The organism is Cryptosporangium minutisporangium (assembly GCF_039536245.1).
Taxonomy (GTDB): domain Bacteria; phylum Actinomycetota; class Actinomycetes; order Mycobacteriales; family Cryptosporangiaceae; genus Cryptosporangium; species Cryptosporangium minutisporangium.
Map to the genome: position 1 here is coordinate 384819 of NZ_BAAAYN010000023.1, position 26400 is coordinate 411218.

At 70.3% G+C, this 26400-nt stretch carries 26 protein-coding genes; 10 read left to right on the top strand and 16 right to left on the bottom strand.

The window, feature by feature from the left end:
* The first annotated feature begins 25 nt into the window (after positions 1-25).
* From kdgD to ABEB28_RS18440, 4 genes are read left to right on the top strand one after another with little or no spacing between them, the layout of a single operon-like run.
* Positions 26-931: a 5-dehydro-4-deoxyglucarate dehydratase gene (gene kdgD / locus ABEB28_RS18425; RefSeq protein WP_345729472.1), complete on the top strand. Its 906-nt coding sequence runs from the start codon at positions 26-28 to the stop codon at positions 929-931.
* On the top strand, positions 928-2259 hold the full coding sequence (locus ABEB28_RS18430; protein WP_345729358.1) for an enolase C-terminal domain-like protein: 1332 nt from the start codon (positions 928-930) through the stop codon (positions 2257-2259). The genes kdgD and ABEB28_RS18430 overlap by 4 nt, the downstream gene beginning before the upstream one ends.
* Positions 2256-3386: an L-talarate/galactarate dehydratase gene (locus ABEB28_RS18435; protein WP_345729359.1), complete on the top strand. Its 1131-nt coding sequence runs from the start codon at positions 2256-2258 to the stop codon at positions 3384-3386. The genes ABEB28_RS18430 and ABEB28_RS18435 overlap by 4 nt, the downstream gene beginning before the upstream one ends.
* Positions 3383-4912, top strand: coding sequence for an aldehyde dehydrogenase (NADP(+)) (locus tag ABEB28_RS18440; RefSeq protein ID WP_345729360.1), 1530 nt, complete (start codon positions 3383-3385; stop codon positions 4910-4912). Before ABEB28_RS18435 ends, ABEB28_RS18440 begins: the two co-directional genes overlap by 4 nt.
* A 4-nt stretch (positions 4913-4916) precedes the next feature.
* Here the strand turns inward: ABEB28_RS18440 and ABEB28_RS18445 are convergent, their stop codons facing one another.
* Positions 4917-5540: an FAD-dependent monooxygenase gene (locus ABEB28_RS18445; RefSeq protein ID WP_345729361.1), complete on the bottom strand. Its 624-nt coding sequence runs from the start codon at positions 5538-5540 to the stop codon at positions 4917-4919.
* A gap of 45 nt (positions 5541-5585) precedes the next feature.
* Between ABEB28_RS18445 and ABEB28_RS18450 the strand changes: the two genes are divergently transcribed.
* Positions 5586-5912 carry a hypothetical protein gene (locus ABEB28_RS18450; protein ID WP_345729362.1) on the top strand — a complete coding sequence of 109 codons (327 nt, stop codon included), beginning with the start codon at positions 5586-5588 and terminating at the stop codon, positions 5910-5912.
* Positions 5913-5948: 36 nt separating this feature from the next.
* On the opposite strand, the gene ABEB28_RS18455 is transcribed toward ABEB28_RS18450, so the two are convergent.
* Positions 5949-7514 (bottom strand): helix-turn-helix domain-containing protein, encoded by a 1566-nt coding sequence (locus tag ABEB28_RS18455; protein WP_345729363.1) that lies wholly within the window; start codon positions 7512-7514, stop codon positions 5949-5951.
* Positions 7515-7797: 283 nt separating this feature from the next.
* Positions 7798-8745 (bottom strand): ATP-binding protein, encoded by a 948-nt coding sequence (locus ABEB28_RS18460; RefSeq protein ID WP_345729364.1) that lies wholly within the window; start codon positions 8743-8745, stop codon positions 7798-7800.
* Between the two features lie 875 nt (positions 8746-9620).
* On the opposite strand from ABEB28_RS18460, the gene ABEB28_RS18465 reads away from it, so the two are divergent.
* A complete protein-coding gene (locus tag ABEB28_RS18465) occupies positions 9621-10502 on the top strand; it encodes a hypothetical protein (RefSeq protein WP_345729365.1) in 882 nt (293 codons plus the stop codon).
* 84 nt (positions 10503-10586) lie between these two features.
* Here ABEB28_RS18465 and ABEB28_RS18470 read toward each other — a convergent pair whose 3' ends face one another.
* Entirely contained in the window at positions 10587-11072 is a 486-nt protein-coding gene (locus ABEB28_RS18470; protein WP_345729366.1) for a helix-turn-helix domain-containing protein, read from the bottom strand.
* Positions 11073-11187: 115 nt separating this feature from the next.
* Complete coding sequence (locus ABEB28_RS18475) at positions 11188-12177, bottom strand: glycoside hydrolase family 16 protein (protein WP_345729367.1); 990 nt, start codon at positions 12175-12177, stop codon at positions 11188-11190.
* Between the two features lie 256 nt (positions 12178-12433).
* Between ABEB28_RS18475 and ABEB28_RS18480 the strand changes: the two genes are divergently transcribed.
* A complete protein-coding gene (locus tag ABEB28_RS18480; RefSeq protein ID WP_345729368.1) occupies positions 12434-13459 on the top strand; it encodes a LacI family DNA-binding transcriptional regulator in 1026 nt (341 codons plus the stop codon).
* Between the two features lie 20 nt (positions 13460-13479).
* Here ABEB28_RS18480 and ABEB28_RS18485 read toward each other — a convergent pair whose 3' ends face one another.
* From ABEB28_RS18485 to ABEB28_RS18500, 4 genes are all read right to left on the bottom strand, one after another.
* Positions 13480-14523 carry an LLM class flavin-dependent oxidoreductase gene (locus tag ABEB28_RS18485; RefSeq protein ID WP_345729369.1) on the bottom strand — a complete coding sequence of 348 codons (1044 nt, stop codon included), beginning with the start codon at positions 14521-14523 and terminating at the stop codon, positions 13480-13482.
* 72 nt (positions 14524-14595) lie between these two features.
* Positions 14596-15771, bottom strand: a complete 1176-nt coding sequence (locus ABEB28_RS18490) for a zinc-dependent alcohol dehydrogenase (RefSeq protein WP_345729370.1) — start codon at positions 15769-15771, stop codon at positions 14596-14598.
* A complete protein-coding gene (locus ABEB28_RS43160; RefSeq protein WP_425558965.1) occupies positions 15768-16223 on the bottom strand; it encodes an SRPBCC family protein in 456 nt (151 codons plus the stop codon). Before ABEB28_RS43160 ends, ABEB28_RS18490 begins: the two co-directional genes overlap by 4 nt.
* A 748-nt stretch (positions 16224-16971) precedes the next feature.
* Entirely contained in the window at positions 16972-18306 is a 1335-nt protein-coding gene (locus tag ABEB28_RS18500; protein WP_345729371.1) for an aminotransferase-like domain-containing protein, read from the bottom strand.
* A gap of 63 nt (positions 18307-18369) precedes the next feature.
* Here ABEB28_RS18500 and ABEB28_RS18505 point away from each other — a divergent pair, with 63 nt between their 5' ends.
* Positions 18370-19158 (top strand): enoyl-CoA hydratase-related protein, encoded by a 789-nt coding sequence (locus ABEB28_RS18505; protein WP_345729372.1) that lies wholly within the window; start codon positions 18370-18372, stop codon positions 19156-19158.
* A gap of 167 nt (positions 19159-19325) precedes the next feature.
* On the opposite strand, the gene ABEB28_RS18510 is transcribed toward ABEB28_RS18505, so the two are convergent.
* Both ABEB28_RS18510 and ABEB28_RS18515 read right to left on the bottom strand, forming a co-directional pair.
* Positions 19326-19766, bottom strand: coding sequence for a pyridoxamine 5'-phosphate oxidase family protein (locus ABEB28_RS18510; RefSeq protein ID WP_345729373.1), 441 nt, complete (start codon positions 19764-19766; stop codon positions 19326-19328).
* An 89-nt stretch (positions 19767-19855) separates the two neighbouring features.
* Positions 19856-20752 carry an AurF N-oxygenase family protein gene (locus tag ABEB28_RS18515; protein ID WP_345729374.1) on the bottom strand — a complete coding sequence of 299 codons (897 nt, stop codon included), beginning with the start codon at positions 20750-20752 and terminating at the stop codon, positions 19856-19858.
* Positions 20753-20815: 63 nt separating this feature from the next.
* Between ABEB28_RS18515 and ABEB28_RS18520 the strand changes: the two genes are divergently transcribed.
* Positions 20816-21538, top strand: a complete 723-nt coding sequence (locus ABEB28_RS18520; protein ID WP_345729375.1) for a TetR/AcrR family transcriptional regulator — start codon at positions 20816-20818, stop codon at positions 21536-21538.
* 100 nt (positions 21539-21638) lie between these two features.
* On the opposite strand, the gene ABEB28_RS18525 is transcribed toward ABEB28_RS18520, so the two are convergent.
* Both ABEB28_RS18525 and ABEB28_RS18530 read right to left on the bottom strand, forming a co-directional pair.
* The gene (locus ABEB28_RS18525) at positions 21639-22502 is read right to left on the bottom strand and encodes a hypothetical protein (RefSeq protein ID WP_345729376.1); all 864 of its coding nucleotides are present in this window, start codon (positions 22500-22502) and stop codon (positions 21639-21641) included.
* Positions 22503-22519: 17 nt separating this feature from the next.
* Positions 22520-22780 (bottom strand): response regulator transcription factor, encoded by a 261-nt coding sequence (locus tag ABEB28_RS18530; RefSeq protein WP_345729377.1) that lies wholly within the window; start codon positions 22778-22780, stop codon positions 22520-22522.
* Between the two features lie 187 nt (positions 22781-22967).
* On the opposite strand from ABEB28_RS18530, the gene ABEB28_RS18535 reads away from it, so the two are divergent.
* Positions 22968-23978, top strand: coding sequence for a hypothetical protein (locus ABEB28_RS18535; RefSeq protein ID WP_345729378.1), 1011 nt, complete (start codon positions 22968-22970; stop codon positions 23976-23978).
* A gap of 104 nt (positions 23979-24082) precedes the next feature.
* Here the strand turns inward: ABEB28_RS18535 and ABEB28_RS18540 are convergent, their stop codons facing one another.
* The 3 genes from ABEB28_RS18540 to ABEB28_RS18550 form a co-directional block, all read right to left on the bottom strand.
* Entirely contained in the window at positions 24083-24802 is a 720-nt protein-coding gene (locus ABEB28_RS18540) for a DinB family protein (protein ID WP_345729379.1), read from the bottom strand.
* 128 nt (positions 24803-24930) lie between these two features.
* The gene (locus ABEB28_RS18545) at positions 24931-26031 is read right to left on the bottom strand and encodes a hypothetical protein (RefSeq protein ID WP_345729380.1); all 1101 of its coding nucleotides are present in this window, start codon (positions 26029-26031) and stop codon (positions 24931-24933) included.
* A complete protein-coding gene (locus ABEB28_RS18550; protein WP_376980225.1) occupies positions 26028-26375 on the bottom strand; it encodes a PadR family transcriptional regulator in 348 nt (115 codons plus the stop codon). Before ABEB28_RS18550 ends, ABEB28_RS18545 begins: the two co-directional genes overlap by 4 nt.
* Positions 26376-26400 lie beyond the last annotated feature (25 nt).

Below are 26400 nucleotides of genomic sequence, written 5' to 3' on the forward strand. Positions count from 1 at the left end.
TTCTTACCGTGACCGCGTGACGCTGATGCCTCCCCCTGAGCTCGCCGCCCGGTTGGCAACCGGCCTGCTCTCGTTCCCGGTGACGCACTTCGACGACCAGCTCGCGTTCGACGAGCCCCGCTACCGCGCGCACCTGGGCTGGCAGGCAGGCTTCGGTGTCGCGGGCCTGTTCGCCGCCGGCGGCACCGGCGAAGGGTTCTCGCTCACCCCAGCCGAGATCGACGCGGTGGTCCGCGCCGCCGTCGGCGAGGTCGGCGACCTCGTCCCGGTGGTGGCCCCGGCCACCGGCGGCACCGCCCCGGCCGCCGCGCAGGCCGCCGCCGCACAGGAGGCCGGTGCCGCCGGCGTCCTGCTGCTACCGCCGTACCTCACCGAAGCCGATCAGGCCGGGCTGATCGCCCACGTCGGCGCCGTCTGCCGGGCGACCGAGCTCGGCGTCATCATCTACAGCCGCGGCAACGCGGTCTTCGACGACGTCAGCGTCGCGGAACTCGCCGACCGGCATCCGAACCTGATCGGCCTGAAGGACGGCGTCGGCGACATCGAGCGGCTGACTCGCACGTACGCCAAGGTCGGTGACCGACTGATCTACGTCGGGGGCCTCCCCACCGCCGAGACGTTCGCGCTGCCGCTGCTGCAACTCGGGGTGAGCACCTACTCCTCGGCCCTCTACAACTTCCTGCCCGAGTTCGCGCTGCGCTTCTTCGCCGCCGTCCGCGCGCAGGACCGCGTCACCGTCTACGGCATGCTCAACGACTTCGTCATCCCGTACCTGGACATCCGCGACCGCTCGCGCGGCTACGCCGTCTCGATCGTCAAGGCCGGCCTGACCGCGGTCGGACGCGACGGCGGACGCGTCCGACCGCCGCTGACCGACCTGACGCCGGAGGAGAGGGCCGACCTCGCCGCCCTGATCCAGGACGTGAAATGACGCCCACGGTCGCGCGGGTCGAGGTGGTCCCGGTCGCCGGCCACGACAGCATGCTGCTCAACCTCAGCGGCGCACACGGTCCGTTCTTCACCAGAACCGTCGCGGTGGTCACCGACAGCGCGGGCAACGTCGGCGTCGGCGAGGTGCCCGGCGGAGAGGCGATCCGCGCCACGATCGAGGCGGCCGGGGAACAGCTGCTCGGTCGATCGATCGCCGAGTACAGCCGCCTGCTGCGCGAGGTCACGACCGCGTACGCACATCTCGACGCCTCCGGCCGGGGCCGCCAGACGTTCGACCAGCGCACCACCGTCCACGCGGTCACCGCCCTGGAGTCCGCCCTGCTGGACCTGCTCGGTCAGCACCTCGGGGTGCCGGTCGCCGAGTTGCTCGGCGAGGGCGTGCAGCGCACGTCCGTGCCGGTGCTCGGCTACCTCTTCTACGTCGGCGACCGCACCCGGACCGACCTGCCCTACGCCGTGGAAGAGGCACCCGCCGACGACTGGGAGCGGCTCCGGCGCGAACCCGCGCTCACCCCGGACGCGATCGTCGCCCTCGCCGAGGCGGCCCAGCAGCGGTACGGCTTCGCCGACTTCAAGCTCAAGGGCGGTGTCTTCCCGGCGAAGGAGGAGATCGACGCCGTCCGCGCGCTCGCCGCCCGGTTCCCGCAGGCCCGGATCACGATCGACCCGAACGGTGCCTGGCCGCTCGCCGACGCCGTGGCGCTCTGCCGCGACCTGCACGGGGTACTCGCCTACGCCGAGGATCCCGTCGGCGCCGAGGGCGACCTGTCCGGCCGGGAGACGATGGCCGAGTTCCGGCGCGCCACCGGTCTGCGCACCGCCACCAACATGATCGCCACCGATTGGCGCCAGCTGGCGCACGCCGTGCGCAGCGACGCGGTCGACATCCCGCTGGCCGACCCGCACTTCTGGACGATGCGCGGATCGATCCGGGTGGCGCAGCTCTGCGACGACTTCGGCCTGACCTGGGGTTCGCACTCCAACAACCACTTCGACATCTCGCTGGCGATGTTCACGCATGTCGCCGCCGCGGCGCCCGGTGCCATCACCGCGCTGGACACGCACTGGATCTGGCAGGACGGACAGCGGCTCACCCGGGCTCCCTTCCGCATCCGCGACGGCCGGATCGCGGTGCCCGATCGCCCCGGGCTCGGCGTCGAACTCGATCGCGACGCGCTGGCCGCCGCACACGCGCTCTACCTCGAACACGGCCTCGGTGCGCGCGACGACGCCGCGGCGATGCAGTACCTCGTCCCAGGCTGGCGGTTCGATCCCAAACGGCCGTGCCTGGCGGAGAACCCGCCATGACCGATCGCATCGTCGAGGTCGTGCTGTCCTCGGTCACACTGCCGCTGAAGAATCCGATCAGCGACGCGAAGGTCCTCAGCGGCCGCCAGCGTCCGATGACCGAGGTCGCGTTCCTGTTCGCCGAGGTCCGCACGGCCAACGGCCACGAGGGCGTCGGGTTCAGCTACAGCAAGCGGGCCGGCGGTCCGGCTCAATTCGCCCACGCGAACCAGGTCGCCCCGGAACTGCTCGGCGAGGATCCCAACGACATCGGCCGGTTGTGGACCAAGCTCGTCTGGGCCGGCGCCTCGGTCGGCCGTAGCGGCGCCGCGACCCAGGCCGTCGCCGCGATCGACGTCGCACTCTGGGACCTGAAAGCCAAGCGCGCCGGGCTGCCCCTGGCCAAGCTGCTCGGCGCGTACCGCGACTCGGTCCGCTGCTACGACACGTCCGGCGGTTTCCTGCACGAGCCCGTGGAGCGGATCGTCGAGAACGCCGTTGCGGCCCGCGGCGCCGGGATCGGCGGCGTCAAGATCAAGGTCGGTCACCCGTCTCCGGCCGTCGACCTCGCCCGGGTCGGTGCGGTCCGCGAACGCCTGGGGGACGACGTCCCGCTGATGGTTGACGCGAACCAGCAGTGGGACCGCACCACCGCACAGCGGATGGGCCGCGCGCTGGAGGAGTTCGGCCTGGTCTGGATCGAAGAGCCCCTCGACGCCTACGACGCTGCCGGCCATGCCGCGCTCGCCCGCTCACTGGACACCCCGATCGCGTCCGGCGAGATGCTGACCAGTGTCGCCGAGCACGCCGAGCTGATCCACTACGACGCCGTCGACGTCCTCCAGCCCGACGCGCCCCGGATCGGCGGCATCACCCAATTCCTACGCCTCGCCGCCCTCGCCGAACAGCGTCATCTGACCCTCGCACCGCACTTCGCGATGGAGATCCACGTCCACCTCGCCGCCGCCTACCCCTCCGAGCCGTGGGTAGAGCACTTCGACTGGCTGCACCCGCTGTTCAACGAACGGCTGCACATCGCCGACGGCCGCCTCCACCTCTCCGACCGGCCCGGGCTCGGCGTGACGATCAGCGACCAGGCCCGCGCCTGGACCACAGACCGGTCCGTTCTCCAGGGAGAAGCACCATGACCGAGGTACTCAGCGTTGATCCCCGCACCGGCGCGACCGTCGAAATCGTGGCGACGGCGACCACGACGGCCGAGGTCGACGAAGCCTGCCGCCTCGCCGCCGACGCCACCGACGCACTCGAAGCGCTCGGCCGCGACGGACGCGCCGCGCTACTCGACGCCCTCGCCGACGCGCTGGAGGCTCAGCGCACGGAGATCGTCGCGGTCGCCGACCGCGAGACCGCGCTCGGCGCGACCCGCCTCGGCGGGGAACTCACCCGCACCTGCTACCAGCTGAGCCTGTTCGCCGACGCGGTGCGCGAAGGCAGCTACCTCGAGGCCACCGTCGACCACGCCGACGACACCCCGATGGGCCCCCGGCCCGACCTGCGCCGCTTGCTCGTCCCGATCGGCCCGGTCGCCGTCTTCGGCGCGAGCAACTTCCCGCTCGCGTTCTCCGTCCCCGGCGGCGACACCGCGTCCGCCCTCGCCGCCGGCTGTCCGGTCGTGGTCAAGGCCCACGAGTCGCACCCGGCGACCGCCCAGCTGTGCTTCGACCTCATCGATGCTGCCGCACGTCAGGCCGGGGCGCCCGCCGGCACGATCGGTATCGTCCACGGCAGACAGGCCGGCGCCGATCTCGTCGCCCACCCCGCGATCCGGGCCGCCGGCTTCACCGGCTCCACCGCCGGCGCCCAGGCGCTCCTCGCGATCATCAACCGGCGACCGGACCCCATCCCGTTCTACGGCGAACTCAGCAGCCTCAACCCCCTGATCGTGACGCCTGCAGCCGCCGCCGACCGTGCGGCGAGCATCGGCTCGGAACTCGTCGCCTCGTTCACGCTCGGCGCCGGCCAGTTCTGCACCAAGCCCGGACTCGCCTTCGTCCCAACCGGCCCGGACGGCGACCTCCTCGTCGCGTCGATGCAGCGAGCCGTCTCCGTCACCGCGGAGATGACCGCCCTCAACGACCGGATCGCCGCCGGCTACCACGAGGGGGCCACCCGGCTGAGCGAGGCGGCAGCCGTCGCCCCCATCGCCTCCGGCCGAAGCGGTACGAACGGCGGCTTCCGCGTGTCTCCCCTACTGCTCACCACAACCGCCGCCGACTTGCCGCGCGAAGCCACCGAAGAGCTCTTCGGGCCGGTGGCGGTCGTCGCCCGCTACCGCGACGAACACGAGCTGCTCGCCGCGATCGACGTGCTCCCGTCCTCGTTGACCGCCACCATCCATCGCGGACCGGACGAGACCGCACTACCGGCACGGCTCAGCCGCCGGTTGCGGTCGCGCGTCGGACGGCTGATCTACGACGGATACCCCACCGGCGTCGCCGTGTCCTGGGCCCAGCACCACGGGGGGCCGTGGCCCGCAACGAACACCCAGCACACGTCGGTGGGCGCCACCGCCGTTCGCCGGTTCCTCCGGCCGGTTACCTGGCAGAACGCGCCGCAGGAGATACTCCCGGCCGAGTTGCGCGACGGCTTCGACTCGATCCCGCGTCGCCTCGACGGCGTCCTCCACACGCCGGGCCCCTGTGGAGTCAGGTGAAACGTCAGGCGGCAGCGCCGAACATTTTCGCGCCTTCCCGGCCTATGGCCTGGGTCTTCAGAACGTCGGGCCGCAGTTCCCGCTCGTAGGCGACGAACCCAGCCCGGTGGTCGCCTCCGGATTCGGCGAGTTCGCGCGCCAGTACCCGGGCGCCGATCAGTGCCTGAGAGGTGCCCATACCGCTGGTCGGGGCCGCGCAGTAGCCCGCGTCGCCGATCAGGGCGATCCTGCCGTGCGACCAGCGGTCCAGCTCCACCTGGCAGGCTGAGGCGAAGTAGAAGTCCGCTGCCTGCGCCATCTCGTCCAGCAGCCGAGGCGCTTCCCAGCCGTTCCCGGCGAACGCCGCCCGGATTGCCTGTTCCTGTCCGTCCCGATCACGCTGGTCCAGCGCGGCAGTATCGGTCGCGAAGGAGAGACTTACCGTGAGGCGATCCGCGTCGCCGGCGAACGCCTCAGCCGGTAGCCGTCCGGTCTCGGCGCCCGTCTCGTCGACCAGCGTGGTGCCACGCATCTTCGTCTCGTGCTCGCGAACCTCACCGAGGATGCCCATCTCCTCCAACAAGCCGAGAGCCGCACCGCGGACATCGACCGCGTATCCGCTGTCGCGCACCGACAGCGCGCTCTCCACAACGGTCACCTGGTAGCCGTCGCGGTGCAACCAGCGGTGCAAGCGGTGGACGAACTCGGCGACGAACTCGCACGCAGCGTGCCCGCGGAGAACCCGGAGGAGCAGTGGCACGCCCTGATCGACACCTTCACCACGCATCGCGCACTGTGGGTCGCCCAACTCGAAGCAGTCGTACAGGCCGAACGATCACCGGAAGTGCGCAAACACCTCGCCGAGGGGCAGCGCCAGGGACGCGAAGGGCTCGGCCGTTCAGTACCGCTCGCGTTGCTGACCGGCCTGATGCTGCAGTGGCTGGTTGACCTCGAGCACGCGCCGTCCGCCAACGAGGTAGTGGCCGAACTGCACTCGCTCACCGAGAGTTACCGACGTTGAATACGCACCTACCTGGCGAAGCCGGGCTGTGCGCCGCTACAGGCCGCTCGTGGAAACCAATCGCGTCAGCGCGGTTCGTGAGCGTAGCCCGAGTTTGCGGTAGATGTGGGCGAGGTGCGCCTCGACGGTCTTGACCGAGATGAACAGGGCGGCGCCGACCTCCACGTTGTTGAGGCCGTCGGCCACCATCCGTGCCACCTGGAGTTCTTGAGGACTGAGTCCGTCGAGGCCGCTGCCGCCCCCGCCGCCGGGCAGGTCGGCGGGGCGGTCGCCGGGCGGCGGGTGACCGCTGGCGGTTAGTTCGGCAACCGTTCGCTGGGTCCACGGGGTCGCCCCGAGGGCGCTGAAGATGCGATGCGCGGCGAGCAGGGGCGCGCGCGACTGGCCTTTACGCCGGATCCGACGCAGCGCCGCTCCCTGACAGAGCAGCGTCCGCGCACGTTCGAACGGCACCGGATGCTGCTCGTGTTCGGCCAGCGCGTACTCGAACGCGGCTGCGGCCTCATCCGGGTCGTCGGCGAGCAACGCGCGGCAACGGGCGGTCACGGCAGCCGGCCAGATCAAGCCGGTCCGTTTGGCTGCGTCTTCCAGCCACGCGAGAACTTCTCGGGCGGCCATCGGATTGCCGGCCCGGCTATGGGCTTCGACGAGGTCAGCAGCGAACGGAGGAAGGTTCGGGTTCCCCAGCCCCAAGCGCGTGTAGTCGGCGAATGCCTGGTCGAGGTGGACCACGGCATCTGCGCAGGCGCCCTGACTCAGGCTGTCGAGGCCGAGCGCCGCGTCCCGGATGATCGACATGTTGCGTATTTCGGTGAAGTCGGCGGACTCCTGCGCGTCGGCGATGTGACGTGCGCAGGCGGAACGATCGCCGCGGGCGGCGTCGATCCGGGCCAGCGACAGTGACGCGAACGCCGCGATGCCGGGATGCCGCAGGGACATGCTCGTGGACGCCGATTCCAGGGCATCCGAGTAGGCCGCGGACCATTGCCCTAGCCACCACCCCAGATCGCACCGGGCGCCGCAGGCATAGGCGAACGCCAACGGATTCACCGCGCGTCGTGCCTCGTCCAAGACTGTCTGCAGCAGGCGCTGAGCATCGTCGTAGTACTCCAGGCCGGTGCAGGTTTGGCCGAGGACACCGAGTTCCATCATGGCCTCGGCGGGGTCGACGTCGGCCAGGGCCGTCATCGCGCGCTGCAGTTCGACTTTGGCTTCGGGTACGTCGCCGATCAGGGCGAGGTTGAGGGAGAGGAGCAGCGGACCGTTACCGGCGGCTACGGTCGCCGGGGGCGGGAAGTCCTGGCATCGTCGAGCGGCCCGGATACCGCCTGCCATGTCCATGTACATCGCCGCCGGAAGCGCTGCTTCGCTGCTGAGCAGATACGCCCGGCCCGCGTCGATTGCGGCGATCTGTTCGGCCGCGCCGGCCAAGAGGCGGTAGGCACGGCTGACGTGCCCCATCCAGGTGAGCACCCGGCCGTAGAGCAGCGCCAGATCGGCGCGAAGCCGAGGATCGCTTGCGACGTTCTGGGCAACCTCGCACCAGGTGGCCGCGTCGCCGCACGCTCCGCCGAGGAACGCGTCGGCCGAACCCTCGAGCAACCGGCTCGCGGACAGGTCAGACAGCGGAGTCAGCTCGGCCGCCCGGTGCCAGGCCTGCGCGGCGGCCAGGTACGAACCGCACTGCCGCGCGTCGGTCGCCGCACGCACGAGTTCCTGGGCGATGTCCTCGTCCGGCGCGACGGCCGCTGAGGACAGGTACCACGCGCGTTGGGCACCGGTCGACTCCTCCGCCAGCGCCCGGTAGACATCCCGGCGACGTGAGGCCGGAGCCATGTTCAGCACGACACCGCGCACGATCGGATGTACAAGTTCATAACCGCGGTCATCGGCCACGACCACGCGAGCCCGCTCCGCGGGATCGAGGTCGTGGATCGTGACGCCGATCCGGCGCAGCGCGTTCGAGCAACTCAACGGTGGCGTGACGAGCGGCCGCGACCACCGTCAGTGCGAGCAGGGTCGGCACCGGCAGGGCCTCCAGCCGGATGAACCAGCCTCGCTCGGCTCGCCCACCGACGTCCGGTGATCTCGGCAGCGGGCACTGCCCGCTGCGCTGCTCAGCGGAGAGCCGCGAGGCGTATTCGAGTAGCACCAGAGGGTTTCCCCGAGAGAAGTCCAGCAGCGCACGGAACACGCCAGCCGCCAGGTCCAGACCGCGTGAATGCAGGATCCGGTGGCATTCCCGCTCCGGCAACCCGCCCACATCCACGGCGACGATTCCGTCCCGGGCGTCCAGGTGCTCTCTACTTGCAGCGACCAGGACGACAGGTTCTGCGGCGATTCGTCGAGCCAGGAACTGGAATACCCGCAGCGAGTCAGGATCCACCCATTGCAGATCATCAACGAGGACGACCAGCGGCTGCTCCTGACCGGCCAGCGAGAGAACGTTCAGGACAGCAACACACACCGCGTACGGATTCACCGGGCCGGAGCGGGCACCCAGCGCGAGCGCTCCTTCAAGACTCTCCTGCTGCGCCCGCGGCAGGGCGGGGAAGTAGCCGGCCAACGGCACGAGCAACTCGCCGAGCGCGGCGAAGGGCAGCGTCGCCTCACTCTCCACGCCACTGATCCGGTAGACCCGGTACCGCGTGGCGGCTTGCCGGGCGGCGCACTCGAGCAGCGTGGTCTTACCAACGCCGGGGTCGCCACGAAGGAGGATCGCTCGACCGGAGGCCGGAAGGCCAGCCAAGGCACTTGCCAGGATCTCCCGTTCGCTAGATCTGCCGACCACCCCGTCGCCGACATCCGGCTCCATCGGCAGCTCAGCTCCCATGCGCCCGTCCCGCTCCTTCGGTGACCGCAGCTCCCGACCGTGCACGCTAAGCGAACCATAGGGAAATCCCCTATATCGCCCATACCGCTCATCAGCGTATGACAACGAATGCTGGCCTGCTACCCCGCGCCGCCCTGCTCAGCGCATTCCCGGTCCGGAATTGGCAGATACGACCCCATCGGTGCCCGGGCCTCCGGCCACGAAGCATTCCTCGAGTTCACCTGCGCCCTCAGCCCCGTAGGACAGGGGTCGCAGCCGCATCGACCTCCTCCCGAGGGAGGGAACTCCCTCATATCTCGAGATAGTTCTGGGCGTTATACCTCCTTAGCGAGCTTTAACTGTTTAGGAGGCGTGATGTGAGAGCGATCCGATTCGCCGCCGCTGCGAGCCTCGCGGCAGCGGTGTTCACCGCCGCGGCGACTGGTTCCGCATCACAGGCCGAGGCGGCGGTGCCGAGTGGAGGGCCGCAGGCCTTGCCGCAGTGGGACCCGCCGGTGCCGGGCATTCCGACCGAACCGGGAGACCTCGTACCGCGCGTGCCGGACCTTCCGACCAGCCCGGGAGACATCCTCCAGCACATACCCGGCGTACCGGGCGGGTCCACCGGCGGGGCACCTCCGGCACCGGGCGTGCCGGAGGTCATCAACGACACGGCCCAGGTACCGAACGTGCCCGACGTGCGCGTGCCCGACGTGCGCGTGCCCGACGTACGCGTACCCGACGTACGCGTACCCGACGTACGCGTACCCGACGTACGCGTAACCGACGTACGCGTACCCGACGTACGCGGGCCTCGCGGGCCTCGCGGGCCTCGCGGGCCTCGTTTGCCGACGTTGCCGGAGGTCATCAGCGACACGGCACAAGGCGCGCCGCGCGTGCCGAGGGTTCCGACCGACCCGGCAGATGTTCTAGAGCATCTACCGGATCGGCCGAGAGGTTCCACCGGCTCGATACCGGCCGTACCGGGGAGGCTGCCGGGCGGACCCATCCGGAGCCCGCAGCAAGCCTGGCAGGACATCCAGCAGGCGTGGCGGGACGGCGCCAGCGGGAACTTCACCGAGGCGTGCGCTCAGGCGACGAACACCCAGGCACCGCAGAGTGACGACGACGACGTCGACCCGATGTTCAGAATCTGCCAGCGCATCACTCGAGGCGGTACTCCGCAGGACTACACCTGCGCGGTCATCGGCGTCGGCGGCGGAGTGGTAGGCGGAATCTTCCAAGCCCCACGCGCCGGTGCGACGGCCAGCGAAGGCACCTGCCGGGTATGGAACGGACGGGCCACATCCGAAGAAGTAGCGTGCGACACCGCGGCTGCGGGTGCCCAGGACGCCACGCAGAGCCAGACGGCTGGAGCCGCCGTCGGCGGCGCCTGCGAGGTCGTCACCGGGCAGACCACATGGGAAGGGGCGGCGTGCAAGGTCGCCGTGGCGGGAATGTCCGAGACCGGCGCGGAGCGGCAACACATCCGGGCCGTGCAGAGTTCGTGCGGGGTGCTAGCTCAGGGCGGCACGACGGCTGAGGCGGCGTGTGCGGCGATCGCGGAGGAAGTCGCCGGGGAAAGAGGCCGCGCACGAGGGGACCGAGCAGGCGACATCTGCCGCCAGGCGGTGGCTGGTCAGCCGCTCAACCAAACCACCTGCGACGAGGTTCGGACCGAGGTCGCGACACGGGGTGACGTCACCGACGCCGACCGGGCCCGTCAGCTGTGCATGGACATCGCCACGTTCATGTCGCGTTCGGGTATCCAGCGGTAGGAACCGCAGCGCGGCGCGGCCGGGGAGCTGACGCTCCCCGGCCGTACCGTTCCGTCCGGGCTCGCAGGCGCCAGGCCAAGCGCGTCATGGCTTGCGCCGCAGGCCGGCAGCCATGTCTTCGAGCGCCTCGGCGGTCTCCGGCTCTGCACAACAGACCGCCGCCCACATGCCGATCTCCACCGCCGACGGCACGACCTCGTCGGATTCGACCGCCCGCACCTGACCGATCTCCCGGCCGAGGCAGCGGGCGAGTTCGTCGACCTCCAGGCGCGCCCTTGTGCGCAACTGTCGGAGTCGGTCGCCGAGCGAACCGGCCCGCGGTGCCTCACCGCGAATGCGCGCGTCAGCCCAGGTGATCGCGGCCTGCACGGCTGCGACCAGCCGACGAGCATCGTCGAGCGGAGTGTGGAGCGTGTCGTCGGCTCCGCGCCAGGGTGCGGTGATGGAGATGGCGTGTTCATACCCTGGCGTCTCGAGGAAGCGGACGTACCAGCCGTTGGCCGGGTTCCACTCAGCACCCGCGAGCGGGCCGCCGAAGGCAGACTCGATCCGATTCGGTTCTTCGGGCACGCAGCGCTCCATCCGCGGAAGTAGACGTGAGATTCGGTCGACGGCGGGCTCTCGGTGGCGTCGAGCGCTCGGTCGGGGACGCGCTGCTAGTGGGCGAACGTGAACCAGTTGCCGTTCACGTAGTCGGCTGGCTGGCCGGCGTGGTCGGCGGAGTGCCGCCGCCGCCGCTCGAGTAGACCGCCACGTAGTCGACCAGCATCGGCACACCCGGCCGGGTGGCCGCGGTCGGGCCGCCGCCGAACGCGGCCGGGAAGCCGCCGCCCATCGCGACGTTGAGGATGATGAAGTAGCCGTGATTGGTGGCTGCGGTCCATGACGGGCCGTCCACCTGACTCGCGTCGAGGGTGAAGTAGACGCTGCCGTCCCGGTACCACCGCAGCGTCTCCGGGGTCACGCTCCGGTCCCACTCCACGCCGTAGGTGTGGAAGCTGTTCAGGCAGCCGGGGCAAGCACGCTCGCCGCTGCCCAGCCCGGATGTCTCGTTACAGGTCCCGGGGATGCTCGGTCCGCAGTGGAGCGTGGCGAAGTGGGTGCTCCGCCCGTTGATCGCCTCCATGATGTCGATCTCGCCGATGCTGGGCCAGTTCGTCGCGCCGACCGGCCGGGCTCCCTCGCCCATCGCCCAGAACGCCGGCCAGTAGCCGGCCGCCTCGGCCCCGGTGACGTCACCCTGCTGCAGCGACGCCTCGATCCGCAGCTTGCCGCCGACCGGCGGCTGGAAGTCGGTGCGCCGGGTTTCGATGCGGGCCGAGGTCCAGTTGCCGTCCGCGTCTCGGCGGGGGGTGATCGCCAGGTGACCGGCCCCGTCCAGGCTGACGTTCTGCGTGTCGCTGGTCATCCGCTCCACTTCGCCGGTGCCCCAGTTCGGCGCTCCCCCGGGGTAGCTGGTGCCGAGGCTGTACAGCCAGTCGCTCTCGTTGATGCGAGCGCCGGCCGCGCCGGTGAAGTCGTCGCCCCAGACCAAGGTGTACCCGGCGGCCGGGGCGGGGACCGCGCCGGCGGCGCTCGGCAGGGCGGCCAAGAGTGCGGCGACTAGAGCGGCGGCGAACCCGGCGGCGGCGAGGGCTCGCCATCGCAGACGACGCGCGAACGTGGGTGCGGGCATGACGGCTCCCTTTCGCGACAAGCCCCCCACGGGTGGGAACTCCTGGGACCGTTCCCAATAAGGACGGTAGACCCGCCGATGTTCGACGGTCAATAGGTGCTTTTCAGCACGGTCCGGAGCTGCTCGGTCGACGTCAGGCGTGGTGAGGTGATGGCGAACCCCCCGAGTGCCGCTGGGAGCGATCCCAAGAAGTCACTAGGCTGGACGAAGACCGGCATTCGGTCCCAGTGCGTGCCGGGCGCGGTATAACGGGGCCATGGCCGGCCACATGGACGCCCCGCAGGCGCGGACGATCAAGGAGATCGCCGCGGTCGCCGGGGTGTCCAAGTCCACTGTGTCTCGGGTCCTGAACGACACGCCGGGTGTCAGCCCGAAGGCGCGGGAGCTGGTGCTGTCGGTCATCGCTCGAACCGGCTACCAGCCCAACCGAGCCGCCCGCACCCTGGTGACTCGGACGACCGGGTCGATCGGCCTGGTGGTCTCCGAGCCGCACGGGCGGATCCTCAGCGATCCGTTCTTCGCCAGCATGGTGCGCGGCGCCACCCAGGTGGTCCGGCCGCTCGGCATCCACCTGGTGCTGATGCTGGCCGAGGACCAGCACGCACGCGACCAACTGCTCGACTACCTGCGGCGCGGCCACGTCGACGGTGTGCTGCTCGTCTCTACCCACGCCGCCGACCCACTGCCTCGGATCCTGGTCGCCGAGCGGTTGCCGGCTGTGCTGTCCGGCCGGCCGGTCGGACGGCTGCCGATCAGTTACGTCGACGTGGACAGCGTGGCCGGCGCGGGCCTCGCCGTCGAGCATCTGGTGAGCCGGGGCTGCCGCCGGATCGCCACCATCGCCGGTCCGCAGGACATGCCGGCGGGCCAGGACCGGCTCCGCGGCTGGCGGAAGGCCTTGCTCGCACGAGGGCTGCCGGCCGACCGTGAGCTCGTGGCGTACGGGGACTTCGATCGGGGAAGCGGCGCCCGGGCGATGGAGGAGCTGCTCGCCCGCGGAGTCGACTTCGACGGGGTGTTCGTCGCCTCCGACCTGATGGCGCTGGACGTACTGGCGGTGCTGCGCGAGCACGCGCTGCGGGTGCCCGAGGACGTGGGAGTCGTCGGCTTCGACGACTCGGTCGCCGCCACCCAGGCCCGGCCGGCGCTCACTACCGTCCGGCAGCCGGTCGAGGAGATGGCCAAGGCGCTGACGCTGAGCCTGCTCGACCGCATCGGCGACCCCGACGCGCCCATCACCAGCCGCATCTTCCCCCCGAAGCTCATCCCGCGCTCCACCTGAGGGGATGGGTCAGCCAGCGCTCAGCCCGCTGCTTTCGCCAGCAGCTCGAGAGAGCGCCGTCGGGCCGCTGAGTCGTAGACCGTGCTCGCGAGCATGATCTCATCGGCTCCGGTGTCGACGGCGAGCGCCGCCAGTTGTCGTATGACGGTTGCCGATGAGCCCTGCGCCTGCTGGGCCCGGTATCCCGCGAGTTGTTGCTCGACGTGGTCCGGCAGGCTCACTGCGGCAGCGGCCTCGGGAGACAGCAGGGGCTGGTCGGCTTGGCCGGCGAACAGACCAGCTTTGACGAGGTCCAGCGGTCGTGCAAGGTGCGCAGCCTCCGCGTCGGAGTCCGCGCAGACCGTTTCGACGGCGAGCAGCACGTACGGGCGCTCCCGCCAGCGCGACGGCCGGAAGCGTTCACGGTAGCGGTGCAACGCCTCGGCGGTGTTCTGCGGACGGATGTGATGGGCGAACGCGAGCGGCAGGCCGAGCTCGCCGGCGAGCGATGCGCCCGCGGTGCTCGACGACAGCAGCCACGGCGCAACGGCGACCGAACCGCCGGGCAGTACGGGTGCGGCGTGCTCTCCGGACAGGTAGCCGAGCAGCTCGATGACGCCTGCGCGATAGCTGTCGTCGGTCGTTGGCCGGGTACCGCGTTGTAACGCGGCGACGATCGAGGCGTCGAAGGTACCGGGTCCGCGGCCGATTCCCAGGTCGATCCGATTGGGATGCAGGGCGTCGAGTGTGGCGAACTGCTCGGCGACCGCTCGCGGTGCGTGGTTCGGCAGAAGCACTCCACCGGAGCCGACTCGGATCTGTCCGGTGATCGCTGCGGCGTGCGCGACGAGTACCGGTGGAGCGACGCTGCTGATCGATGGTGCCCCGTGATGCTCGGCGAACCACACGCGATGCAGACCGAGTTCGTCGGCGAACCGCGCGGCGGAAACGGCCGCGGCCAGCGCCTCCCGCGCGGAATGGCCGTGCTCGACCGGTGCGACTTCCAACATGGACAACCGTGGCAGCCTCACGCCCGGCACTGTAGCCGACGAGCGAGTGGCATCCGTTCTCCGCCGAGCGGGCATCGCAGGTCGGCGCCGAGGCGACGCCGACCTGCGGCGACCGCACGTGCCCGCGGTGGCCGGGTGCGGGTGCCGTCAGGGCTTGAGGACGACCTTCTCGCAGTCCTCCTGCTTGTTCTTGAAGATGTCGAAGCCGCGTGATGCGTCGTCGAGCGGCAGGGTGTGGGTGATGATCCGGGTCGGGTCGATCTCTCCGCGTTCGATGCGCTGCAGCAGCGGCTTCATGTAGCGCTGCACGTGACATTGTCCGGTGCGCAGGGTCAGCGACCGGTTCATCCAGGCGCCGGCGGGGAACTTGTCCACCAGACCGCCGTAGACGCCGATCACCGAGACCACGCCGCCGCTGCGGCAGGACATGATCGCCTGGCGCAGCGCGTGCGGACGGTCGCTCTCCGACCGCACGGCCTGCTTGAGGTGGTCGTAGGCGGCGATGTGCGCGCTTCCGTGGGTGGCTTCCAGGCCGACCGCGTCGATGCACTTGTCCGGTCCCCGCCCACCGGTCAGTTCCAGCAGCCGCGACCGCACGTCGACTTCCTCGAAGTTCACCGGGATGTGGCCGGCCCGTTCGGCCATCTGCAGCCGGTAGGGCTCCTTGTCGATGGCGATGACCTTCGCGGCGCCGAGCACCCGGGCGCTGTCCATGGCGAACTGGCCGACCGGGCCGGCGCCCCACACCGCTACCACGTCGCTGGACTGGATGTCGCACATCTCGGCGCCCATGTAGCCGGTGGGCAGGATGTCGGAGAGGAACAGGACCTGTTCGTCGGTCAGATCGGACTCGATCTTGAGCGGGCCGACGTCGGCGAACGGTACCCGCGCGTATTGCGCCTGACCGCCCGCGAAGCCACCGGTCAGGTGTGAGTAGCCGAAGATCCCGGCGACCGGGTGACCGAACATCTTCTCCGCGATGCCGGCGTTGGGGTTGGAGTTCTCGCAGCAGGAGTACAGCTGGGCGGTGCAGGCGCCGCACGCGCCGCAGGCGATCGGGAACGGCACGACGACCCGGTCCCCGACCCGCAGCTTCTCTGCGGGCACCGCGGATCCGACTTCGATCACCTCGCCCATGAACTCGTGCCCCATGACGTCGCCGTCCTGCATGGTGGGCACGTACCCGTTGACCAGGTGCAGGTCCGAGCCGCAGATCGCGGTGGAGGTGATCCGCACGATGGCGTCGCGCTTGTTCAGGATCTTCGGGTCCGGCACGTCACGGACCTTGACCTTGTTGCGACCCGCCCAGGTGTTCGCCCTCACGCGTCCGCTCCCTTCTCCAGCTCGGCGTCCGACAGGGGTTGCGCCGGGCGCTGCGGGAACTCCTTGCGGGCCTTCTTTCCCCACGGGGCGCCGTCGGACCGGACCACCTCGCCGGTCTCCAGTACCTGCTTGAGCCGACGCAGGTCGTCGTCGAGCTGCTGATGCGGTTCCTCGCCGAGGTACTTGGCGACCGCCTTGCCGACCGAACCGCCCGGAATGTCGTAGGTGAGGACGACGTGCACCTCGGTGCTCACCCCGTCGGGGGCGGGCACGAACCGAACCGCGCCGGTGTTCGGCACGTCGGCGTCCCCGGTAGACCGCCACGCGATCTTCTCGCCGGGCGCCTCATCGACGATCTCCGCGTCCCACTCGACGTTCTTGCCGAACGGAGCGCTGGCCGACCAATGGCTCGTACGGTCACCGGTGGCGCGGACCGCCTCCAGATGCGCCATGAACGTCGGAAGATTCTCCAGTCACGCCAGAACGTATAGACCTCCGGCGGGGATTTACGAATGGTTGTCGTGGCTGTCAGCTCCATGAACCCTCCTTTTCGTGAGTTCCGCACCTTCGGCACGGAGTCGATCTCCTTCGCCCCGGTGGCTTGCACGGCGGTCAGCAGGTCCACCACCGTGATCCCGACGACGGCGCCGGTGACACCGATGAGCCGCCGCCGACGGCGCCCGCCACGGCGCACGAGGGCCATGCCGAGCGCGGTCAGGTCCATCGCGTCACCCACGACCCGGGTCCACGCCCAGGCGCCCTTCCGCCGGCTCGTCAGCAGCCCGGCCGCGTGGACCAACTCGCGCGCCCCGACCAGCGGCACCACCGCCCGGGACGTCGGAGAGTCGTCAACACCGCTGAGCCGACGCACTGTGTCCGGCGCCGCCAGCTGAGCCACACCCAGACCGAGACTCATCCAGCCGAGTCCACGGCCCCGCCGCTGCACCTCGTCCTGCCTGGCCTTCAACGCCTGCCGGGTTGTTGCCGATCGAGTCACGGGTAGCCTCCGGTGTCGGATTGCACCCCGGCCCTGCGTCCCGGTCCACGGCGGCCTGAGCACGCCAAATTTGGGGCGAATTACCCTCCGAGAACCTGCCTAAACCCGAAAAATCGACCACTACCTGCATCCGCGGCCCGCTCTGTCTGGTTATCACGGTCAGCCGAACCCGGTCGTGGGACGGACTGCCCGCCTTCCGAGAGCTAAAGCGGGAAGGCCTCCAGTACCGCGCGGAGGCGGGTGAGGACGGCGGGCAGGTCTTCCAGCGGCGGCTCGCTCAGAGCAAGCCGCAACGCCTGCGGCGGATTGCCGTCGGTAGCGAAGGCGTCGGCAGTGGAGACGAGAATTCCCTCCTGGGCGAGCGCGGCAGCGACGCGGTCCCTGCGCAGGTGCGGCTCGAGTCGCAGCCAGCTGAAGTAGGACGCCGGGTGCGCGGTCACGTCCAAGTCGGCGAGGGCTGTCCGCGCGACGATCTGTCGAGCCCGGGCGTCGTCACGGCGACGCTTCTCCAGCCGGGTCAGTGTGCCATCGGCGATCCAGCCGGTGGCCAGCGCGCTGACCAACGCGGGCAGACCCCAGGTCGAGGCGCGCAAGCTCGCGGCGCAGGCTTTGGCGAGCGGCTCGGGGACGACCGCGAAGCCCAAGCGCACCCCGCTGGCCAGACTCTTCGAGAGGCCTGAGACGTAGCAGGTGCGCTGCGGGGCGAACGTCTGGAGCGGCGGCGGGGCGGACGAATCCAGGAACCCGTACGTGCCGTCTTCCACGATCGTCACGTCGTGCTCGCGAGCGAGGTCGGCCATACGCTCGCGGGTGGCACGGTCGAGGACCCAGCCGAGCGGGTTGTGCAGTGTCGGGATCGTGTAGAGGACGCGGACGCGTCGGGCCCGGCAGAGCCGGTCGAGGGCGTCGAGATCCGGGCCTGCCGCGCCGCCGGCTACCGGGGCCAGCTCGAGGTGGTGGGCCGCCGCGAGCAGCCGCAGACCCGGGTAGGTCAGCGCGTCGGCGGCGACGACGTCGCCGGGGCGGGCCACGACGCGCAGGACGGTGTCGAGTGCGTGCTGGGCGCCGTTGGTCAGCAGCACGCCGGCCGGCGCGGTGTCGATGCCCCGGTCGAGCAGGTGCGTTGCCACCACCGCCCGCTCGTGCTGGCGCCCGCCCGGTGGCTGCTGGCGCAGCAGGGAGCCGATGTCGCCCGAGTTGGCCAGCTCGCGCAGCGCGTGGCGGAGCTGGTCGGGTTGCTCGTCGGCGAGCGGCTGGGCGAAAGAGAGGTCCGCGGTGCGCCGCACCGGCAAGTTGCGGGACGGCTCCAGGCCGTCGAACCCGGCTTGTTCGCGGACGAAGGTGCCGCGCCCGGGCTCGCCGAGCACCAGCCCCATCGCGGCCAGTTCGGCATAGACCCGGGTGGCCGTGCCGAGCGCAATGCGCCGTTGCGCGGCCAGCTGGCGGTGGGTCGGTAGCCGGGTGCCGGGTGAGAGGCAGCCACTGCGGATCGTCGCGGCGAACTCGTCGACAACGGCCTTGTACGAGGGTGGACGCACGGAGCACCTGTATCTAGGACAATATTTCGATCGTCACACTTTAGGATGCCTAGCCTGCTCTGCATGGCTGTTCACATTGACCAGGCCGATGCGGTCGCCACGGTGTACCTCGACCGCGAGGAAAAGCTCAACGCCCTCGACTACGAGATGATCGACGAGCTCCGCACTGCCTTCGATCGCTTGGAAGCCGACGCCGACGTCCGCGCGGTGGTTCTGACCGGAACCGGGTACCGCGCGTTCAGCGCGGGTGCTGACATCCCGTCGCTTGCCGGCAGCATCGCGGGCGGGGTGGAGCGGGCCCTCCGCGAGATCGTCCATCGGGGCCAGGGCCTGACCAGGCGGATCGAGGAGTTCCCCAAGCCGGTGATCGCCGCAGTCAACGGTTTGGCTTACGGCGGTGGTTGCGAGATCGTCGAAGCCGCCCCGCTGGCGATCGCCGCCGAGCACGCGACGTTCGCCAAGCCCGAGATCACGCTCGGCTTCCCACCGCCGTTCGGCGGATCCCAGCGCTTGCCACGCCACGTCGGGCGCAAACGCGCCTTGGAATTGATCCTCACCGGCGACCCCATTCCGGCCACACGGGCGGAAGCGATCGGCCTGGTCAACGCGATCGTTCCGGTCGATGACCTGCTCGAGGCGGCGCACCGGCTCGCCCAGCGCATCACGCGCCATCCGACGTCGGCGGTCGCGGCCTGCCTGAGCGCGGTGACCCGGGGCATCAACTTGCCGATCGACGAAGCCCTCGCGGTCGAAGCATCCTGGTTCGCCACCACAGTGGCCAGCGACGGCGTACGCGACGGCCTGCGAAGCTTCCTCGATCGACCCCGGCAAGAGGCCGGCGGAGGCGTCTGAAGTAGACGGACGCCGCGCGGCGCCCAGCCGGTGGCCCCCATATCCGGTCGCTCCTCGCTGACCGGGCGAGGCGCTGACCCCGATTCGTCGGCTGGCCGCGTCGGCGCCGCGCGGGTCCGGCACACGTCGAGCCCGGTCGAACCGGCCCGGCGAGCAGCGTCGAAGACCTATCCACCGGCCTTCGTGTAGTCGCGGGTCAGCCAGTGCTCGGGGCGGATGTGGATCGCGCACATGCGGTCGGTGACGTCCCGGGTCGCCGCGATGTAGCCGTCGGCGCCCTCGGGGCCCAGGTAACGGCGGGCGAGCTCCCAGCGCTGCTCGACGGTGACGGTGTCCTCGATCGTGGTGACCGGCCCCTCGACCGAGGCGTACCGGTAGGGCATCTCCTGGGTCTGTGCGCAGACGGTGACCCGGCCGGCCTTGCGGATCAGCTGAGCTTTGCGGCTGTTACCGTCGGTCACCACGATGATCTCGCCGCCGGGCTGGTAGGCATACCAAAGTGGGATGGCCAGCGGACCTCGGCCGTCGTCGTCGGCCACGGTCACGACCGCGACGTGCACCTCGGCGAGGAATGCCTCGCGTTCGGCGGCCGTCATCGCCAGGGACATGATCCACAGGCTACCGAGAGCTGACGGCCAGGTACAGGAGCCCGGACACCCTCGAGCAGCAGCGGCTCGCGCGCTCCGGCACCGAGCAGTCAGAGCAGATCGGCGCGGCGCCAGATTTTCTCGCTCCGCCCGCCGAGCAAGCCCACCTCGGTCAGGAAAGCGGTGATCCGCTCGGCCATCCACCGGCGCGTCTCGCGGTGGTGGGGGTTCGCCCTGGCCTCCGCGCGGGCCCGGGCCGGGTCCAGCCCGATCGACGCGTACGCCCGCGGCCGGACATAGGCGTCCACCACGATCGCCGCGACCGACGCGGTGACCAGCCGGTGCAGTTCGAGTTGCGCTTTCGTCAGTTTCGGCACCGTCCGCGCGACCTCGTCGCGCGCGTAACTGACGTGCCTGGCCTCCTCCACCACGTGGATCCGGCTGACCGTCCGCAGCAACGGCTGGACCGTCTCGTCGGCCATGCCCTCCCGCTGCAGCCGATCGAGCGTCTCCTCCACCACGAGGACGCTGGCGAACAGCGACGGGCCACCGGACAGATGCCCGTAGAGGCCGCCCAGCCGCTGCAGGTGACGTCCCGGCCGGTAGTCGGGGCAGCCCAACTTCGTCAGCGTCCGGGCGAACATCACCGAGTGACGGGTCTCGTCGCCGACCTCGGTCAGCGCGTACTGGGCGTGCGGACGCCGGACGTCCATTCGCTGCACGTACCGGGCCAGCATCTGCATCAGGACGATCTCGAACCAGAGCCCGACGCTCAGCATGCTCGCGGTCTCGTGGAACGACAGAGCGATGCGCTGTTCCTCGCTGAGCTCGTCCCAGAGCGGCGTGCCGTAGAGGGTGACGCGATGGAGCGGCATCGCTGGCGCACCGTCCACCAGCGGCGCGTCCCAATCGACGTCGACGGCCGGGTCGAACGAGTGACGGGCCGACGCGGTGAGCAGGCGGGCGCCGACCTCGTCCCGGTTCCGCAGCGGAGCGGAGGGGCTCATGATGTCTCCCTCGGAAGGAATAATCTATCTGGTACACGCTGTACCAGGAATATGGTGGGGTCGATGTCCGACAGTGTCAACAGCCGGCCCGACGGCCGGTCCGCCCGCTGGAGCGCCCACCGGGCCCGGCGGCGTGCCGAGCTGGTCGACGCCGCCGTCGCGGCGATCGAGCAGCACGGTCCGGAGGTCACCGCCGGGCAGATCGCGGCCGCGGCCGGCGTCGCCCGACCGCACCTCTACCGGCACTTCGACGACGCCGCAGACCTGCGCCACGCGGTCGTCGACCGCGCGCTCGCGCTGTACCAGGCCGGCCTCGCCCCGGTCTGGCGTCCGCAGGGAACGCCACGGCAGATGGTCCGCGCAGCGGTCGACGCGCATCTGGATTGGCTCTCGACGCATCCCCAGCTCCACCGCTACGCGCTCCGGGCAGCTCGGGACGTTGCCAGCGACCACCGCGCCCACATCGGCGTCACCGATGTGGCTGACCCGGTCGACGCCGCCCGCAGCGGTATCGCCGCGCACGTCGGCGCACTCGTTCAGGACGTGGTCCGCGCTCAGTCGCTGGAGGTCGAGATCGCGGAGCCCCTCGCCTACGGGCTGGTGTCGATGGTGGACGCGGCAGCGACCAGATGGATGGACCGCCCGGCAGGCCTCATTCGCGAGGAGTTCGCCGACCAGCTCACGGACTGGGTCTGGAGCGTCTTCGAGACCGCGTTCCGCGCCAGCGGCCTGCGGATCGAGCCCGATCGACCGCTGACGCTCGGTACTCCGCCGACCGGGCCCTGATTGGCATTTGCCTCGCCAACCGCTCGGACCGGGCGTCGGCGGTCGTCCGTGGTCGGGGCTGGGGACGGGCGCGGCGGGTCGGGGTTCCCATCGAAAGCCGTCAGTGCAGCAGGTCGCGCTGGTAAAACACGTCGACGGTCAAGTCAGTGCCCGCGTGCTGCACCGCGTTCCTGACCAACTCGGAGAGGACGAGTTCAGCGGCGACCGCCGGATCCCCCCAGGTCCCACCGCTGCATGCGTCGCTGACCAAGGCGCGTGCCTGCGGCAATGCCACCGTTCCCGAACGCAGTGCGCGGTGAACCCGAAGGACCGGTAGAGGGAGGAGCGGCGCCTTCAGGAGGGCATGGTCGAGGGACTCGAACATCGGGATTTGGTACAGCCCCGTGACTCGCTGCAGGTGCGCGCGCATCGTCGACGACGGCGCCACGGCGGCGACGCGTGCCGTGTCGTCGGGTCGGATCGGGCTTCCCCCGGCGGCTGCCCGTCCCAGGAACAGTTCGACCGCATCGCCCGGACCGCGGTGGTCCGCCTCGACCGACAGTCCGGGGACCGGGAAGACCCGCTCGAACGGAACCAGCAACCGGGAGCGGCTGGTCGCGAGGACCGCCAGGCGTGGGCTACCGGCCAGCAGCCGTTCGAGCACGGCTGCCAGGCCGCCCAGCAGGTGCTCGCAGTTGTCCAGGACGAGCAGCGTCTCCCGGTCGGCCAGCCACTGGAGGACGTCGTCCACCGCGGAGCTACCCGCACGCTCGCCGAGGCCCAGCACACCGGCGATCGCGGACGCGATCTGCAGCGGGTCCGCGATCGGCACCAGGTCGACGTACCAGACCCCGTCGGCGAACCGCTCGCCCAGGTCAGGGGCGACGCTCAACGCCAGCCGCGTCTTGCCGACGCCCCCCGGCCCGACGGCCGTGACCAGACGATGGTGCCGCAGCGCCGCGGAGAGCGCCGCTCGCTCGGCCACCCGCCCGACGAACGGCGTCAACGTCGACGGCAGCGACGCGGCGATGGATTCTCGACCGGGTTGATGATTCGGCGCGATCGTGGCCAGCTCCCGGCGATCGGCGATCGGCGATCGGCGATCGGCGATCGGCGATCGGCGATCGGCGATCGGCGACCGGCGACCGGCGCCTGCAATTTGCGCAGCAACGAGGAGACATGGCTCTCGACGGTGCGGATGGAGATGAAGAGCCGCGCGCTGATCTCCGCATTGGTCAAATGTTCGCCGATCGCGGCCAGCACCTCCGCCTCCCGGGCGGAGATGTCTACCTCGATCCCCCGTTGGACCACGTCACGATTGTGCACACCGCAACGCCCCGCGTTGCGGTAGCGGAGAAAGGCGCCGCCGCCGAGCGCACGGCCGTAGATGCCGAGCATCCGCGCCGAGCACGGAGCCCGCTACGGACTTGCGAGTCCGTAGCGGCCACGGATGTCCGGCGATAGCGCCAGCCATTTACTAGTTCTGGTAGGTCTCGTGACCGAAAGGAACCAAGTGAGTAAACGAAAAGCACTGCGAATTCTCCTTCTGCTGGGGGTGACAGCCGCGGCGGCGGCGAATCCGAAGCGCGTGGAAAGACGATTCACGGTGCGGCCACCGACGACGATGGTGCTCGGCATCATCGCGGCGATGTTCGCGAGCGCACTCCTGGCGCTCGTGGCTCCGGCACCGGCGTCGGCCGCCGTGCCCGGCTACGAGTTCAAGCCAGGAGGCACCGCGTTCAACTCGGATACGTTCAAGAAACTGGAGGTGTCCTGCCCGTCCGGTAAGCGCGCCATCTCATCCGGGTTCGCCCTGATCGGCGCCGAGGGCAACGTCGCGCTCACCGCTCAGAGGATCAGCGCGACCAAGGCGACCATCACCGCCACCGAGGACCAGGACGGGACGACCGCCAACTGGCGGATCAGCGGCGGGGTCCTGTGCGCCAACCCGCTCCCGGGCCTGGAGTACAAGCCCGGGCCGGCGTCGGTCACGTCGAATTCCGTGTCCCAGTCGACTGCGGACTGCACTCCCGGCAAGCAGTTGATCGGCTACGGAGTGGAACTCGACCCGGCCTTTCCGTTGTTCGGTCAGGTTTCGATCGCATCGCTCGGTTTCGGGTCGACGGGCGTCTTCGCCACTGACTTCGAGGACCAGGACGGCGGTGCGGGAAACAGGAGGCTGCTGGTGACGGCGGTCTGCGCGAATCCGCTGCCGGGGTACAAGATCCTTCCCGGTCAGGGATCCCAGGTCAGCAGCAATGCAGTCAGGTTCGACACCGCCCGGTGCGCGACCGGCGACAAGTCGCTCGCGGCGGGGTGGACCGCCACTGGCGGTGGCCAGACGCTGATCACCTCCGTCAACACCGGAGAACTCGGGGCGGACACCGGCGCCTCCGAGGACGACGACGGCTATGAGCCGACCTGGCAGCTCCGTTCCAGCATCATCTGCGTCACTGGGTAGGGGAGGAAGCGTGCTCGCCGGTGCCCCGCGGGCACCGGCGACCACGTCTAGGCCCCCGGAAGCTGGCCGCGTCGCGAAACTCGCGTCGTGGATCGCTCGGGGCCCTACTCAGCGCCCTGTGCCTCGATCAGGTCGAGGTCGCGGACGCAGAAGCCGTGGTGCTGGAAGGTCTCGTTGAGCACCGTGCCGAGGCACTGCCGGACCGAGCGGCCCCGGGCGTACGGGGGCCAGACATCGTCGTCGGGCACCGGCGCTCGCGCCGCCAGCTGCACAGCGGTGACCTCGTCGAGCCAGCCCTCGAGCTCAGCGGCCTGCGCCTCACGCACGCGCACGATCTCGTCGAGCACCGGATCGAGCGAGAGGTCAAGCCCGTGCGCTCCACGGTAGGGCTCGACGGTCGTCCCGAGGCCCATCGGCGTGAACAGCTCCGTCGAGCCCAAGCAGCAGCGGCGGAACCACGAGTCGTGGACGAAGACCAGGTGGCGCATCGTCTGCACCGCCGACCACTCGTCGTTCACGCTGAGGCGCTCGATGCCGGGCGTACGGCGGATCCGCTCGACCGTGGCGGCCCAGCCGGCATGGAGCTGACGCGATGCCTCGCGCAGATCGGCAGGGTCCTCGGAGCGGATCAGCACCCGCACCGGATGACGCCGGTCGAGCTCTGCCTCGACGTACTCGGTGACCTCGACACCGTTCACCACGAGGTTGGTGACGAGCCCGTCGATCACGGCATCCTGCATGACGACGCCGACCAGGCGTGCCCCGGTCAGGTCGCACTCGCGGAACTCGGCACCGTGCAGATCCTCATCGACATACCGCGTCATGCTCCGGATACTAGGTCCGCGCACCGACAAAACCAGCCCCAGCTTGATTTGGCCTCGTCCAGGTCGGACCGAGCCCGAAGAACGCAACAGCACGCTGGTGGCCCGACTCGCTGCCGCGAGGAATTGACTCAGCGCGGCGGGCGACGCACGACGTCACCGTCGAGGTGGGAGTCCGGCTCGGAGCCAGGACCGAGCGCGGACCGCTCGCCGTAGGCCGCCGCAGCTCCGGCTGCAGTGCTCGAACGCAGCAGGAGAAGGCCGACGACCGCGACGGCGGACGCCTCGGCCAGAGCGATCGCGACCTGCGACGCCGACGTCGGCTGGCCGAGCAGGTCGGGCAGGGTGAGCAGTCGCTGGGCCAGCGCACCACTGGCGAGGAGCAAGAGCGCCCTGGCCCACGCGTCGCCGGCCGGATTCGGGGCCACGGCCTGACGCAGCAGGTGGCCGCAGGCGGCGAGGACGAGCAGCGCGCACGACAGTCCGACCGGGTCGAGGGCGTACTCCGTGCCATACCGGCTCGCCTGCTCGACGCCCAGCAGTACTGGCACAGCAGCGACCGTGCCGATCGCCAGCGCCATCAGCCAGGGTGTCGCGGCGAGCGGCGGAGCCTCGTCGGTGAACGCGGACATCGCCGCGACCAGCAGGAGACCGACGAGCAGATGCACCCACGGGTAGACGCGCCACGGGGCATCACCCGTCGTCGTCAGGATCGTCGTCAGGGTCGGCGTCAGCGCGGCGGCGGTCGCCAGCAGGGCCAGCGCCTGGGCGGCGCGGCGGTTGCCGAGTACCAGCGCCAGGTAGGGCAGCGCCCAGGCGGAGCCGACGACCATCGACGCCGCGGACCACGTCGAGTGCTGCTGCCCGAGCGTCCAGCCGGGCGGGGCCGCCGGCAGCCAAGTGAGCGACCCGGCTGCCCACGCCTGGATCGCCAGCCCGCCGGTGGAGACCACCGCCGACGCCAGAAGGGCGGTCAGTACGGCCCACCGGATGGCCGCGGGCCAGGGCGGCGAACCGACTCGGGCCAGGCGCAGCCGAACCGCCAGCGCCAGAACGCTGGCCACCTCCGACCAGTCCGGCCGGCCGAAGTCGGCGATGTACTCGTCGTGTTCGGGGTCTCCGGTCAGCGCGCTCTCCAGGAACGCCGCAACCATGTCCTCTTCCCACGCGGCCCGATGCGACGCCGGCAGGACCCGCAGCACCCGTCGGTACCGTTCCTCCAGCTGATTCACGACTCACCGCCCAGAGCCGGCGCCGGCCCTGGGGCGTCGAGCCGGCGCGCCGCCAGCCGGGCGTTCACGACCATCCGTGCTGCCTCGGCGGCGAGCGCCTGTCGACCGGCGTCGGTGATCCGGTAGTACCGGCGTAGCCGCCCCTGCCAGGCCTCTTCCCGGTCGTATTCGACCAGGCCGTCGGTGACCAGCCGGTCCAGCATCCCGTACAGCGACCCGATCTTGAGGTGCACCTGGTCGTTCGACAGGTTGGCGACCTCCTTCACGATGCCGTAACCGTGCCGTGGTTCGTCGGCGAGCGCAGTGAGGAGGAAGAAGGTCGGTTCCGTCAGCCGCTTGTTCACCGCCACAATATAATGCAGAGAAGGA